The sequence below is a fragment of the Candidatus Avoscillospira sp. LCP25S3_F1 genome (assembly GCF_052117125.1).
Lineage (GTDB): Bacteria > Bacillota > Clostridia > Oscillospirales > Oscillospiraceae > Avoscillospira_A.
Genome location: NZ_JBQKJT010000027.1, coordinates 14,083 through 27,044 on the forward strand (window position 1 = coordinate 14,083; position 12,962 = coordinate 27,044).

A 12,962-nucleotide genomic window follows, 5' to 3' on the forward strand; every position below is an offset into this window, starting at 1 on the left:
TTCCGGTAGACAAACGGTACAAGATGGCCCGTTGCAGAAACCAGCTTTCTGCAACGGGCCATTTTTATGATTTATGATTATTGAATGGTCAGATCAGTGACCAACTGGCGGGCCTTGGCCTGGAGCACGGCGGCGGCGTAGCGCAGCACCGCGAAGACACACCAGAGGCCGAATGCTGCCAACAGAACCTCATCCAGCTCATCGAGGATGTAGTACATCCCGTGGGAGAGACCGGCAAAGGAGATCACCCGGAAGGCGGGGACCAGCGTCAGCAGCGTGGCCACCACCGCCGCTGCCAGCGTCAGCCAGGACAGGAGCCGGACGCCCCCGGCGGCCATGGACAGGTTGGTGGCGGTGGGGTGATTGGGGTAGACGGAAAATATTTCAGAACGCTTGAACATGGGGGATACCTCCTTAATCCCAGATAGACTCCACATCCCGGGACAGAATGGTGCCGGTGGCGCCGTTGATTTCAAATTCGTACTCTAAATTGTTGTAGATGATGGTAACATCGTATTCCAGACGGCCATCGTCATAGTCCCGCTTGGCCTGCCGGATGTTGGCGCTGGACGCGCCGGAGACCTGACCCAACGCAATGGACTTGGCTTTCTCCAGGCCGATGTCGGAGCCGGTGGCGGTGCCAGTGGCGGGCTGGGAGGGACGGACGTAGTGGTCGGCGTCGTAGTCGAAGCTGAGGATTGCACCGGTGTTGGCGTCGATCTCGTAGTCATACTCCTTGTAATCGGCGGTGTAGAACTCCACGTCGTAGACGGAACGGCCGTCGTCCCAATCCAGAGTGGCCTGGACGAAGGTGACCTGGGAGGCGCTCAGACCGGCGTGGGCCAGTGCCTTGGCCTTGGCGGTCTCGGCAGAGATGGAGGTGCCGGTGGAGGGCTGGGAAGGACGGGTATAGTAGTCGGCGTCGTAGTCGAAGCTGAGGATCGCGCCGGTGCTGGCGTCGATCTCGTAGTCATACTCCTTGTAATCAGCAGTGTAGAACTCCACGTCGTAGACGTAGCGGCCATCCTCCCAGTCAGGATAGGCCCGGACAAAGGTGACCTGAGAAGCGGTCAGACCGGCGTGGGCCAGTGCCTTGGCCTTGGCGGTCTCAGCGGTGATATAGCCGGTGGAGCCGGTATTGCCAATGCTGCCGGTGGAACCGGTGTTGCCAATGGAACCGGTGTTACCGGTATTGCCAGTATTGCCGGTGGAGCCGGTGTTACCGGTATTGCCGGTACCGGGGCCGAAGCTGTCGGCGTCGGTGACCAGATTGCCGGAGTTGCCCGAGCTGCTGCTGAGGGTTACGGTCTGGGTGTTGTTGTCCCAGTTGACCACCTTGCCCATGAGTTCGCCTACAGCCCGGATGGGCAGATAGGTGACACCGTTGTACAGCAGGGGATAGACCCGGTTGCCGCCGGCGTCGTAGAACTGCTGGACCACGCCGTCAACGATGATGGTGAAGTCATCCCGCAGGGAGATGGACACGGTGGATTCCTGGGGGTTGATATCGGGGGTACCGGTGGCGGCTGCCGTGGTCCGGGGGCTGGTGAGGGTGATGGTCTTGGTGGTGTTGTTCCAGTCCACATTCTTGTTCATCAGCTCACCGATGGAGCGGACCGGCAGGTAAGTGGTGCCGCCGTAGGAAATGGGGTGGACCTCCTGGCCGTTGATGGCGTAGAAGGTGCGGACCACGCCGTCCACCACAATGGTGCGGTCGGGCATCACCTGAGCGTTGCCGTAGGTGACGGCCAGAGCGGGGGTGGCGGAGGTCATAAGCAGGGTAACGGCCAGGGCGGCCGGAGCCAGACGGCGGAAGATGGTACGATGTTTCATGAGTCATTCTCCTTTTCTTTTAATCCTTAAACAAGGCGGTTCTGTTTGCTTGCCCTTATCCTACCGCCCCATTATTAAAGTTACATTAAAACACTGGGAAAATCTTCACAAAAAGAAATGCAGCAAAACAGATACGGGATGGACGGTGCGGCGGCACGGAAAAGTGACAATAAAAATGAAAAAAGTGTTGACGTTTGGGGCCACCAGAATGATAAACCGGGTGTGCTGCAATGGACGTTGCAGCACACCCGTCATGGTGCGGTTTATCGGACCAGCTTGCGGAAGCTGGGGGCGTCGAGGATGAGACGCAGGGTCCGGAGGGCCGCCTGCTCCAGCAGGGGACGGCTGGGGAACCGGGAGAACAGCTCACCGGCGGCAAAGGTCATGCCGTCAAAGTGCCACTCGTCGTAGAGCACGTCGGACAGAATCCGATTGTCCAGGCTCAGCGCCTCGCCGCAGACGGCAATGGATGGGGCCAGCAGTGCCTTGGGCTGTCCCAAGGTCACGGCGATTTCAAAGCCCAGCAGTTCAAATTCCCGCAGGGTCCGCTCGGTGACGGTGATTTCCACGGCGCTCTCCACATGGCGCAGAGCGGCCATGGCGTGCTGCTGGCAGCCCTGAATCAGCCAAGCGGCGCAGAGACCCGACACCACCGGGTCCTCGGAGAACGCACCGTGGTAACAGTCGCTGCGGGGGTCCCGATGGACCGTGGCCGAGGGGGCCAGCCAGAGGTCCACGCCGAATTCCCGCATTTCGCGGCCCACGGCGCTGCCCACGCTGTGGAGCAGCTCCCGATCAAAGGAACAGGCCAGCAGGCTGGGGGCCGGGAAGGCGGTGACGTACTGGTGGGCCACCACTTCGCCGTCATCGTTCTTGATATCGCGGGTCAGCCGCAGGCCGTCGCAGCCCTTGGCGATGGTGATGGAGGGGATGCCGTAGCGGCTGTAGAGGTCGGCGGAAGCGCCCCAGGCGCCGGGTACCGGCGACTGGCTGGAGCCGAAGTTGCAGACCAATGCCCGCAGGTCGTGCTCATCCATGGTCGCCACCAGCTGGCGCAGGTCGTAGCGTCCCTCGTAGACGTCCAGCAGGGAGATGCCCTCCTTGCCGCCGCGGCAGCCGGGGAACTTTTTGGAGTAGCGTACCACCTCAACTTGCAGCTGCCGGGCCGACAGACGGATGGCCCGCTTGCGGGACACGTTGCGCTCCTCGTCCTCGCCGGGATAGGTAAAGGCCTTCGCGCCCTTGCGGGAACGGACCGTCTCCGGCGGCTGCTCCACGCAGTTTTTCACCTGCTTGGTGACGATGGGCTTGGGCACATAGATACTGCCGGCAATGGTGGTGTTGCGGCTGTGGGTACCGATGCGGATGTCGTAGTAACCGGCGTCCAGCTTCCAGGTGGCCGCGTGGGTGTCGAACCGGGCCAGCTGGGACACGGGGAACGACAGCTGAATGGTCTCCGATTCGCCGGGCTGCAACAGACCGGTCTTGGCGAAGGAGTTGAGGATGTACACCGGCTGGGACACCTCCGTGTCGGGAGCCGAATAATAAACCTGCAAAACCTCCCGGGCCGGGTACGTCTCCGAGGCGTTTTCAATGGTGGCTTCCGCCGTTACCACGCCGTTGTCCAGACCCACGGAATAGGAGGTGAGGATGGGTTTGCCGTAGCTGAGACCGTAGCCGAAGGGGTAGAGAACATCCTTGCCGAAGGAGTCGTAATAGCGGTAGCCGGTGTAGAGATCGGTCCGCATGGCCGCCGTGTCGAACTGGTCGGGACGGACGGGCCAGGTGTCGGCCAGTTTGCCGGAAAAGGCTGCACGGCCGGTCAACAGGTCGGTCAGAGCGGCGCCGCCTTCCTGTCCCGCCAGACCCATAAAGACGATGGCCGTGACCATGGGGGAGACACCGGCAATGTCCATATAACCGGGGGTGTTGAGAACCAGCACTGTCCGACTGTGGGATTTGGTGACGGCTTCAATGAGCTGCATCTCCTCGGGGCGCAGATGGTAGTCGTAGCCGTCGTGGGGGCGGGTGATGACAATGACAGCGGCCTGGGTGCGGCCCGCCACGGCGGGAATATCCAGCATGGCCGGGAGAATTTCACCGGCGCCGGGGTTTTGCAGCAGGGCGTTGCGGTATTTGTGGCTCAGCAGACCGTCGGGGATCACCTGGTCGGAATTCATCAGGCCGTCTAGCACGTTGATGGTGCGCCAGGCCTGGATACCGCCGGTGAGGGCCGTGCGCAGCTGGCCCATGCCGTAGACGGCAATGGGCAGGGCGTGGCCGTCCACCGCCAGCAGCGGCAGTGTATGTCTGACGTTTTTCAGGAGCACCATACTGCCGGCGGCCGCCGAGCGGGCCACCATGGCGCTTTCCGTCATCCGAGGGGTCAAGTCCATGGAAAAACCTCCTTATTCCTTCTGAAAGGGCTATGTTTTTTCACCTATACTATACTCTATCCGACACCGTTTCACAATCGGAAGTTGACGGCGGCGGGGAAAATTTTTTTACCGACTGAATTCATGGGAACGCGCACCGGAGCAGGAATATACTGGGGAAACAGTACGAGATACAAAGGAGGAAATTTCCCATGAAGCATCAAGGACGCATCCTGTGGGCCATCGCCATGACGGCGGCTACAGCGACCACCATCAGCGGCTATACCCTGGCCGTCAGCCGTCAGTCCATGCCGGAGCTGCCCCCGGCGGTCACTCTGGAGACGGTGGCGGAACCCCTGCCCAGCGAGCCCCTGCTGGTGGTCCTGCGGGACGAGACGAAGGAGCAGGGAACGGTCACCGTGACGGATGAGGCCGGAGACCCGGCGGCCACGGCGGAGAAAAATGCCTTGGGCGAGTACGTTCTGGAGCTGGAGCCGGGCCAGCGGTACACGGTAACCACCGACAGCGGTCTGGAAACGGCTTTTTATCTGGAGGAGAACGCCGCCGTCTCCAACGTCACCGGCAGCGGCTGGACCGACGGCGAGCAGCTCCACCTGGATCGGGAAATCCGGTGTACCCTGCGGATTCTGCGGGCCGGGGGCGCGGAATGCCTGTACACCCTGACAGGGGACGGCGTAGCCGAGCAGCGGACCCTCTACACCAGCGAGGGGGGCAGCCAGGCCCAGGCGGTGTTTGCCGGGCTGGAGCCGGGGACATACACCCTCAGCGACACCGATGGTCTGCTGCGCACGGTCCATTTGACAGAGGAGCAGCCGGAGGTGGTGTTGGGGCTGGACTGAAAACGGCAAATAAAAAAAGGGTAGAGAAAAGTTGCGTAAACCGACGTGTAGAGTGGGTTACGCAACTTTTCTAATGTGCTATCTAAAAAACGTTCCGCACTTATTCCGTGGGAGTGCCGCCGGTTCCACCGCTGCGGCGGGGCCGACGGCGGCGGCGGGGCCGGTGTTCGCCGCCCTCGGCGCTGTTGGCCGGTGCTTGGGCCGCCGCGCCCTCCGGGGTTTTATCAGGACGGGGACGGCGCTCCTGCCGGGGCTTCTGCTGGCCGCCGTTCTGGCGGGGTTTCTCCTGGCGGGGCTTCGGTTCGCCGGTTTCTGCCCGGGGCGGCTGCTCCGGCCGGGTTTCCTGGGGCTTTTGACCGTCCTCGGGCCGCGGACCGGCGGAGCGGCGGCGGGACCGGCGGCGGCGGCTCTTCTGCTCCGGCGTTTCCTCGGCGGCAGATTCCGTCTCCGGGGTCCGGTCGGAGGCGGCGTAGTCGTCCAGCTTGCGGAACAAATCCGGCATGGAGTCCATAATCTCCCGGTCCGTGGGTTCCGCCGGCGAAGCGGCCCGGCGATTGCGCTGGGGCTGGCCGGAGATGGGGGCCAGATCCCTGGGAATGGGAGGATCGGTCTTTTTGGCCTTGCCGCTGCGCAGCACGGCAATGTCGCTGTTGCGGTAGACGTTGATGGTGTCGGGGGCGTCCTCCATGCGGACCTTGACGGTCTGACGCAGAAGGTTCACGTCGCAGACGGTGCCCCGTCCATCGGGGGTGTCCACAAAGGATTCGGCCTTGGGGGCCGTCTTGTGGAGGTCTTCATAGGCCTCCTGCTCATATTTGAGGCAGCACATGAGACGGCCGCAGGTGCCGGAAATCTTAGTGGGGTTCAGGCTCAGATTCTGGGTCTTGGCCATCTTGATGGAAACGGGCTGAAAATCGTCCAGGAACTCGGCACAGCAGAAGGGCCGTCCGCAGACGCCCAGGCCGCCCACCATGCGGGCCTTGTCCCGGACGCCGATTTGCCGCAGTTCGATGCGGGTGCGGAAAATCGAGGCCAGATTCTTCACCAGCTCCCGGAAATCCACCCGGCCGTCGGCGGTGAAGAAAAAGAGAATTTTGCTGCCGTCAAAGGCGCACTCCGCCGACACCAGCTGCATATCCAGCTTGTGCTCCTCGATTTTCTGGAGACAGATGGAAAAGGCTTTCTTTTCCTTTTCATAGTTGTCGGCGGCGATTTTTTCGTCGTGGGGTGTGGCCATGCGCAGGACGGGCCGCAGAGGCGTCACCACGTCGGAGGCAGGCACCGTATGACAGCCGCCGGCGCAGAAGCCGAACTCGGGGCCACGGGCCGTGTCGATGATCACATGGTCGCCCAGCTTGGGCGTCAGATCGCCGGGGTCGAAATAATAGACCTTGCTGCCGGTGCGGAAGCGGACGTCCACCACCGTCACCAGCTCCGGCAACGGCTCGGCGTCCTCCGCCGCGTCCGCCGGGGGGATGGGCAGCAGCTCGGCGGCCAGGGCGTCTTCCACGGTCTCATGGACCGGTTCCGACGCACAGCCGCCGCCGCAGCCCGCGCAGCCGTCACAACCGCCGCAGGCGGGCTGGGGGCTCAGTTCTTGCAGTTGCAGTTCTTTTTGTTCATCCATGGGAAACTCCATTTCTATCCAACCGCCGTGGGCGGTGAGATTGTTGCGTTCGGTTACAGCCGGGCCAGCAGTCCGGCGCAGATGTTGCCCACGCCCACATTGGCCCAACAGTCGTCCAAGGCCTCCTGGACCAGACGGCAGGCGGCCAGCAGTTCCGGCGCGGTCCGCTGTTCGGCAATGGCCCGGGCCTGGGGCAGCAGGGTGGGACAGCCCCGGCGGGCCAGCAGCGATTGGGCCAGCAGCTGCTGCAATTCCTCCAGTACCGGGGCCAGCTGGTTGCGCTTGTACTTGTCCATGGAACCGAAGACCATGGCCAGCCCCAGCGTGTCGTGGGCGGCGTAGGCGGCGGCGAACTGCTCCACCTGGGGCAGCTGCAAGCCGGACCCTTCCAGCAGCGTCACGGCCTGGCCGAGAAATCCGCCGCTGCGGCCCATGGCCGCCTCCAGATCGGCGGCGCTGCGGTCGGGGAACCGTTGCCGCAGCGCCGGTTCCAGCACAGTCCGGGGCAGGGGCGACAAACGCAGATGGGCGCAGCGGGACCGGATGGTGGGCAGCAGCGCTTCCGGCGACGGAGCCAGCAGCAGAAAGACGCCGTAGGACGGCGGCTCTTCCAGCACCTTCAACAGGGCATTTTGGGCCGCCGGGTTCATGTCTCCGGCCCGGGGAATCAGCAAAACCTTTTTCTCGCCCTCGTTGGGGCGGATAAACAGTTCCGTACGGGCGGCGCGGATGCAGTCCACAGGAACCTGTTTATGGTCCGGGTCATCCACCGTGATCACATCGGGATGGTTGCCCGACAGGACCTTGCGGCAGGCGGGACAGACACCGCAGGGACGCGGCGTGCCGCGACACTCCATGGCGGCGGCCAAAAGCCGGGCCAGGGTGTGTTTGCCGGAGCCGTCGGGGCCGGTGATCAGATAGCTGTGGGACAACCGTCCCGAGCGCAGGCCCTCCGTCAATCGCTCCTTGAGGGCCTCGTTGCCCAGCAGCTGTTCCAGTCCCATTTTCGACTCCCTTCTTCGCCGCAGCGCCGTACTTAGAGATAGTATAACGCTTTTTTGGAAACAAATCAATGAAAACGTGGCGGCAGTCCCTGGCCTGGCGGGACTTCTTCCTTGACAGAGACGATGCCGGAGCGATACAATGAATAAAACACGCGCAGGCGCGCGGAGGGAGGAACGGCGCATGGTATACGACGCGGCGGTGATCACCGTCAGTGACGAGAGCTTTTGGGGCCGCAGAGCCAATGAGGCAGGACCGGCTGTGGAGAAAATTCTGGAGGAAGCGGGCTATCGGGTGGTCCATACGACGCTGCTGCAAAAGGAGCAGGCCCAGATTGAGCGGGAGCTGATCCAGGCGGCGGATCAGATGAAAGTGGCCCTGGTGGTCACTGTGGGCGGCACGGGCCTCGGCCCCCGGGACGCCGCGCCGGAGGCCACGACTGCCGTGTGTCCGCGGATGGTGCCGGGTCTGGGCGAAGCCATGCGTGCCGCCGCCGTCACCGTCAGTCCCCGGCTGCTGCTGTCCCGGGGCGTGGCGGCCACACGGGGCAAGACCATGGTTCTCAATGTATCGGGCAACCGGGAGGCGGCGGAGGTCATGCTCCGGGCTGTGCTGGAGCCGGTGGACATGGCGCTGAGCATGCTCAACAAATAAAGCAAGAAAAAAGGACCGGGGCGCTGCGCTTGCAGCGTCCCGGTTTTGTCTGGCAGAGGATTCAGTTGTCCAGCGTTTCCGCCAGCTCCAGGCCGGGGTTGCGCTTGATGGTGTAGTCGATGGACCAGAGGGAGGAGAAGACCAGCAGACTGTGGCCCTTGTAGTCCTCCAGCAGCTCCGCGTCGGAGGAAAGCTTCAGGTCCTTCAGGTCGGAAACGGGACTCTTGGTGATAAACCGCAGCTGCTCATAGGGCAGATTCTCCATGCGTAGGTCCACGCCGTACTCGTTCTTCATCCGGTACTGGAACACCTCAAATTGCAGCACGCCCACGACACCGACGATGACCTCTTCCATACCGGTGTTGGGGACCTTGAAAATCTGAATGGCGCCCTCCTGGGCGATCTGTTCGGTACCCTTGATGAACTGCTTGCGCTTCATGGTGTCCCGGGGACTGACCCGGGCGAAGTGCTCGGGGGCAAAGGTGGGGATACCGGCAAATTTGAACTTCTTGCCCGGTACCGTCACAGTGTCGCCGATGGAGAAGATACCGGGGTCGAACACGCCGATAATGTCGCCGGCGTAGGCTTCGTCGATGATCTCGCGCTCCGAGGCCATCAGCTGCTGCGGCTGGCTCAGACGCATTTTTTTGTTGCCCTGGACGTGGTAGACTTCCGCTTCCCGCTCGTACTTGCCGGAGCAGATGCGCAGGAAGGCCAGACGGTCCCGGTGGGCCTTGTTCATGTTGGCCTGGATTTTGAAGACAAAGGCGGAGAAATCGGGGGAGAAGGTGTCGATTTCGCCGCAGTCGGCCACACGGGCCAGGGGGGGCGGCGTCATCTTGAGAAAGTCTTCCAGGAACGGCTCCACGCCGAAGTTGGTCAGGGCCGAGCCGAAGAATACGGGGCTCAGGGTACCGTTCCGGACGGCGTCCATGTCGAACTCCCGACCGGCGGCCAGCAGCTCTACATCATCGATGAGCTGTTGGTGGCGCTCGGCGCCGATGTGGTCGGCCACCGCCGGGTCATAGAGGTCGATCTCCAGCTTTTCGGCCCGGTTTTTGCCGGACACGCCGGAGAAAAAGGCAATGTGGCCCTTGTTGCGGTCGTAGACGCCCTGGAATTCCTTGCCGGAGCCAATGGGCCAGTTGACGGCGTACGTCTCGATGCCCAGCTCCTGCTCCAGCTCTTCCAGCAGGTCAAAGGGGTCCTTGCTGTCCCGGTCCATCTTGTTGATAAAGGTGAAAATGGGGATATGGCGCATGGCGCAGACCTTGAACAGCTTACGCGTCTGGGCCTCGACGCCCTTGGAACCGTCGATGACCATGACCGCTGAGTCGGCGGCCATCAGGGTACGGTAGGTGTCCTCAGAGAAATCCTGGTGGCCGGGGGTGTCCAGAATGTTGATGCAGAAGCCGTCGTACTGGAACTGTAATACCGACGAGGTGACGGAGATGCCGCGCTGCTTTTCAATCTCCATCCAGTCGGAGACGGCGGCACGGGAGTTTTTCTTGCCCTTGACGGCGCCGGCTTGGGCGATGGCGCCTCCGTACAGGAGGAATTTTTCCGTCAGGGTGGTTTTACCGGCGTCGGGGTGCGAGATGATGGCAAAGGTCCGGCGGCGGCTGATTTCTTCGCGCAGAGTAGGCACGCTATTCCCTCCACAAATAGAAAAATAGAATTATCACAACAAATCGATTTATTCTACCACAATTATACCACCGTTACAAGGTCATTTTTCACTTCTGACACCGTCCGACGGATTTCCGTTGCCATTTGGTGCCGCATCTGATAAAATACGACGTAGTGATACCAGTTCTGGCTCAAACGCGTGCAAAGCGGTTCATCGCACCGCAGGTGCGCCAAGAACTTTACGAGTGAATCATAGGAAACTGTGGAAGGGAGGGGAGCGCATGGAACAACTGCTGGCCCAGATGGGCAGACACTGGTACCTGCTGCTGGCATTGGTGGGCGTAGCGGCGCTGCTGCTGCTCAACGGCGCGGCCTATGTCCACGTCATGCGGCCCCGCAGCGGCACTCTGGAATGGATCTCCCGCTATGACCGACCGTCCTGTACCCTGCTGGACGGCTGGACCGCCCTGACAATGGGCGACATCGCGCCCCTGCTCTCCGTCGCCCTCGGCGCAGCGGCCGTGTGGGGCGCCGCCGCCCTGGTCACGGTCCGTTCGCTGTACGGCAGTCCCGTCCCCGGCGATGTGCTGGCGGAAACGGCGGTCACCCATATGGTATTCCCGGCCCTGACGGCGCTGGCCGTCTACCGGCTGCTGCGGGGCCTCTTCGGCAGCCGCCTGGCGGCTTTGCTGGGCACATGGATTCTGACGCTGTCCGTGGCGGTGCAGCCGGCCCCCATGCTGGTGACGGCGGTGGCGGCGCTGCTGCTGACCCGGTATCTGACGGCCCCGGCCCAGTCCGATTTTGGAGACAACAGCCTGTATCTGATTCTGGCCTTTGCCATGGCGGCGGTGGGCTGCTATCTGCGGCCGGGTCTGGCCGGTGTGGCCCTGACCATGACGGTGCTGCTGTGCTGCGGCGCTGCCGACCGCTTTGTCCATGCCGGACGGGGACGGCTGGTGCGGAGCCTGCTGGCCGGTTGGCTCAGTCTGGCCGTGGTGTGGATTCTGACCTATGTGCCCGGCGGCGTGGCCCAGGGCCTGCCGTTTCCCCAACTGCTGGTTCTGCGGGACTTCTACGAATACGCCCTGTACCGCATGGGCTGGGAGCTGCTGAACGGTCTCGGCAGCGGCTTGCCCCCCATTGTGCAGCTTTCCTTCGACTGGCCCCTGGTGCTCTGCGGCGCGGCATCCTTTGTAGTCTGCCTGGTGGGCGGCTTCCGGCGGCCCAAGGCGCCGGCCCTGCTGGCGGCGGGATGGATGGCGGCGCTGACCGCTTTGTGGCTGCTGACGGGGCTTTATCTGGTGCCTTTGGGCGGCGTCCTCTGCCTGTCCAGCCTGTGGGCCGATTTGTCCCGGCGGGGACAGCCCTGGCTGGCTGTGGTGGCCGGCGGCAGTATCCTGCTGGTACAGCTGACGCTGTACGGTTTTTACTGGTTTACATAATACTGGATACATCATGGGAATGATGAACCATATACAAAAATCAACGATGGAGGAATGACGTATGATCGCGATTGCCTGTGACCATGGAGCGGTGGCCCTGAAAGAGGCCATCAAGGCCCATCTGACCCAGCGGGGCCTGGAGTATAAGGATTTCGGCACCGATACCGCCGACAGCTGCGACTATCCCGACTTCGCGGGACCGGCGGCCCAGGCTGTGGCCTCCGGGGAGTGTGACCGGGGCATTGTCTGCTGCACCACCGGCATCGGCGTGTCCATTACGGCCAACAAGGTCCGCGGCATCCGCTGCGCCCTGCTGTCCGATCTTATGAGCGCCCGGCTGACCCGCCAGCACAACGACACCAACATGATGGCCTTGGGCGCCGGTGTGGTGGGCGAAAAGCTGGCCCTGGAAATCGTGGACACCTGGCTGGATACGGCCTTTGAGGGGGGCCGCCACCAGCGCCGGGTGGAAAAAATGATGGCCTACGAGGAAAAATAATGGAACAGCTGCACCAATCCATCTGTGACGCCGTCCGGGAGGCGGGGGCCATTGTCCGCTCCGCCGATGAAGACAAGGGCGTCAAGGAGAAGAGCGGCCACCAGGATTTGGTGACCCGGTACGACGGCGCGGTACAGCGGTTCCTGGAGGAACGGCTGCTGTCCCTGCTGCCGGAGGCGGGCTTTTTGGGCGAGGAGGATGCGCCCAACCATGCGGAGCGGGAATGGGTGTTCATCGTGGACCCCATCGACGGCACCACCAATTTCATCAAGGGCATTCCCATTGTGGGCATTTCCGTGGGCCTGGCCCGCAATGGACAGATGGAGCAGGGCGTGGTTTACAACCCCTATACGGACGAGCTGTTCACGGCCCGCCGGGGTCACGGGGCCTTCTGCAACGGTAGGCCCATCTCTGTGAGCAACCATCCTCTGGCCGACGGTATTTCCTTTTTCGGTACATCGCTCTACTATCCGGAGTTGGGAGACCGTTCCTTTGCCATTGCCAAAAAGCTGTTTGAGAGCAGTCTGGACGTGCGCCGCCTGGGTGCGGCCTCCCTGGATTTGTGCTATGTGGCGGCGGGCCGGGGCGAATGCTACTTCGAGTGTGTCCTGTCCCCCTGGGACTACGCGGCGGGCAGTCTCATTCTGGAAGAGGCCGGCGGCATTGTCACCGATATGACCGGTGCGCCCCTGCGGTTTGACCGCAAATGCTCCCTGGCGGCGGCCAACGCCGCTTCCCACCGGCAGCTGTTGGAGATCATTGCCGCCTGCGGTTATACGCAGAAATAACGAAAAAAAACGGGATGCTGCGGCATCCCGTTTTTCAGTCTGTCGAAAAAGTCCAGCTTAGGCTGGGCTTTTTCGTTTGTAAGAGGTATAATAGCAGCAGGTGGTGAAAAAGATGCTGGAACGTGAAAAAATGGATCGCAATGTGATAGAGATGGTGGAAATAGATAGCCTGGTACCAGAGGGGCATCTGCTCCGGAAAATAGACAAGGCGGTAGATTTCAACCGTTTATATGAAATGGTGAAGCCGTTA

General features: G+C 62.3%; 11 protein-coding genes. 5 read left to right on the forward strand and 6 right to left on the reverse strand.

What is annotated here, in order from left to right; genetic code table 11:
* Positions 1–77: 77 nt before the first annotated feature.
* The 3 genes from ACTQ33_RS15615 to ACTQ33_RS15625 all read right to left on the reverse strand — a co-directional run bounded on the left by ACTQ33_RS15615 (position 78) and on the right by ACTQ33_RS15625 (position 4,229).
* Positions 78–401, reverse strand: a complete 324-nt coding sequence (locus ACTQ33_RS15615; protein WP_441465459.1) for a hypothetical protein — start codon at positions 399–401, stop codon at positions 78–80.
* Positions 402–414: 13 nt separating this feature from the next.
* The gene (locus ACTQ33_RS15620) at positions 415–1,833 is read right to left on the reverse strand and encodes a PepSY domain-containing protein (RefSeq protein WP_441465460.1); all 1,419 of its coding nucleotides are present in this window, start codon (positions 1,831–1,833) and stop codon (positions 415–417) included.
* A 263-nt stretch (positions 1,834–2,096) separates the two neighbouring features.
* A complete protein-coding gene (locus ACTQ33_RS15625) occupies positions 2,097–4,229 on the reverse strand; it encodes a glycoside hydrolase family 3 C-terminal domain-containing protein (RefSeq protein WP_441465461.1) in 2,133 nt (710 codons plus the stop codon).
* Between the two features lie 191 nt (positions 4,230–4,420).
* On the opposite strand from ACTQ33_RS15625, the gene ACTQ33_RS15630 reads away from it, so the two are divergent.
* Positions 4,421–5,068 carry a hypothetical protein gene (locus ACTQ33_RS15630; protein WP_441465462.1) on the forward strand — a complete coding sequence of 216 codons (648 nt, stop codon included), beginning with the start codon at positions 4,421–4,423 and terminating at the stop codon, positions 5,066–5,068.
* A gap of 100 nt (positions 5,069–5,168) precedes the next feature.
* On the opposite strand, the gene ricT is transcribed toward ACTQ33_RS15630, so the two are convergent.
* The gene (gene ricT / locus ACTQ33_RS15635) at positions 5,169–6,695 is read right to left on the reverse strand and encodes a regulatory iron-sulfur-containing complex subunit RicT (RefSeq protein WP_441465463.1); all 1,527 of its coding nucleotides are present in this window, start codon (positions 6,693–6,695) and stop codon (positions 5,169–5,171) included.
* A gap of 53 nt (positions 6,696–6,748) precedes the next feature.
* Positions 6,749–7,699, reverse strand: a complete 951-nt coding sequence (gene holB, locus ACTQ33_RS15640; RefSeq protein ID WP_441465464.1) for a DNA polymerase III subunit delta' — start codon at positions 7,697–7,699, stop codon at positions 6,749–6,751.
* A 181-nt stretch (positions 7,700–7,880) separates the two neighbouring features.
* Here holB and ACTQ33_RS15645 point away from each other — a divergent pair, with 181 nt between their 5' ends.
* Positions 7,881–8,351 (forward strand): MogA/MoaB family molybdenum cofactor biosynthesis protein, encoded by a 471-nt coding sequence (locus tag ACTQ33_RS15645; RefSeq protein WP_441465465.1) that lies wholly within the window; start codon positions 7,881–7,883, stop codon positions 8,349–8,351.
* A gap of 61 nt (positions 8,352–8,412) precedes the next feature.
* On the opposite strand, the gene ACTQ33_RS15650 is transcribed toward ACTQ33_RS15645, so the two are convergent.
* Positions 8,413–9,999, reverse strand: coding sequence for a peptide chain release factor 3 (locus ACTQ33_RS15650; RefSeq protein WP_441465466.1), 1,587 nt, complete (start codon positions 9,997–9,999; stop codon positions 8,413–8,415).
* 262 nt (positions 10,000–10,261) lie between these two features.
* Between ACTQ33_RS15650 and ACTQ33_RS15655 the strand changes: the two genes are divergently transcribed.
* From ACTQ33_RS15655 to ACTQ33_RS15665, 3 genes are all read left to right on the forward strand, one after another.
* Positions 10,262–11,425, forward strand: coding sequence for a hypothetical protein (locus tag ACTQ33_RS15655; protein WP_441465467.1), 1,164 nt, complete (start codon positions 10,262–10,264; stop codon positions 11,423–11,425).
* A 61-nt stretch (positions 11,426–11,486) separates the two neighbouring features.
* On the forward strand, positions 11,487–11,924 hold the full coding sequence (gene rpiB, locus ACTQ33_RS15660) for a ribose 5-phosphate isomerase B (protein ID WP_441465468.1): 438 nt from the start codon (positions 11,487–11,489) through the stop codon (positions 11,922–11,924).
* On the forward strand, positions 11,924–12,712 hold the full coding sequence (locus ACTQ33_RS15665; protein ID WP_441465469.1) for an inositol monophosphatase family protein: 789 nt from the start codon (positions 11,924–11,926) through the stop codon (positions 12,710–12,712). Before rpiB ends, ACTQ33_RS15665 begins: the two co-directional genes overlap by 1 nt.
* Positions 12,713–12,962 lie beyond the last annotated feature (250 nt).

Bases quoted from the DNA above. Each gene is read 5' to 3' on its own strand.
- ACTQ33_RS15615 (WP_441465459.1), bottom strand. From the start codon at position 401: ATGTTCAAGCGTTCTGAAATATTTTCCGTCTACCCCAATCACCCCACC.
- ACTQ33_RS15620 (WP_441465460.1), bottom strand. From the start codon at position 1,833: ATGAAACATCGTACCATCTTCCGCCGTCTGGCTCCGGCCGCCCTGGCC.
- ACTQ33_RS15625 (WP_441465461.1), bottom strand. From the start codon at position 4,229: ATGGACTTGACCCCTCGGATGACGGAAAGCGCCATGGTGGCCCGCTCG.
- ACTQ33_RS15630 (WP_441465462.1), top strand. From the start codon at position 4,421: ATGAAGCATCAAGGACGCATCCTGTGGGCCATCGCCATGACGGCGGCT.
- ricT (WP_441465463.1), bottom strand. From the start codon at position 6,695: ATGGATGAACAAAAAGAACTGCAACTGCAAGAACTGAGCCCCCAGCCC.
- holB (WP_441465464.1), bottom strand. From the start codon at position 7,699: ATGGGACTGGAACAGCTGCTGGGCAACGAGGCCCTCAAGGAGCGATTG.
- ACTQ33_RS15645 (WP_441465465.1), top strand. From the start codon at position 7,881: ATGGTATACGACGCGGCGGTGATCACCGTCAGTGACGAGAGCTTTTGG.
- ACTQ33_RS15655 (WP_441465467.1), top strand. From the start codon at position 10,262: ATGGAACAACTGCTGGCCCAGATGGGCAGACACTGGTACCTGCTGCTG.
- rpiB (WP_441465468.1), top strand. From the start codon at position 11,487: ATGATCGCGATTGCCTGTGACCATGGAGCGGTGGCCCTGAAAGAGGCC.
- ACTQ33_RS15665 (WP_441465469.1), top strand. From the start codon at position 11,924: ATGGAACAGCTGCACCAATCCATCTGTGACGCCGTCCGGGAGGCGGGG.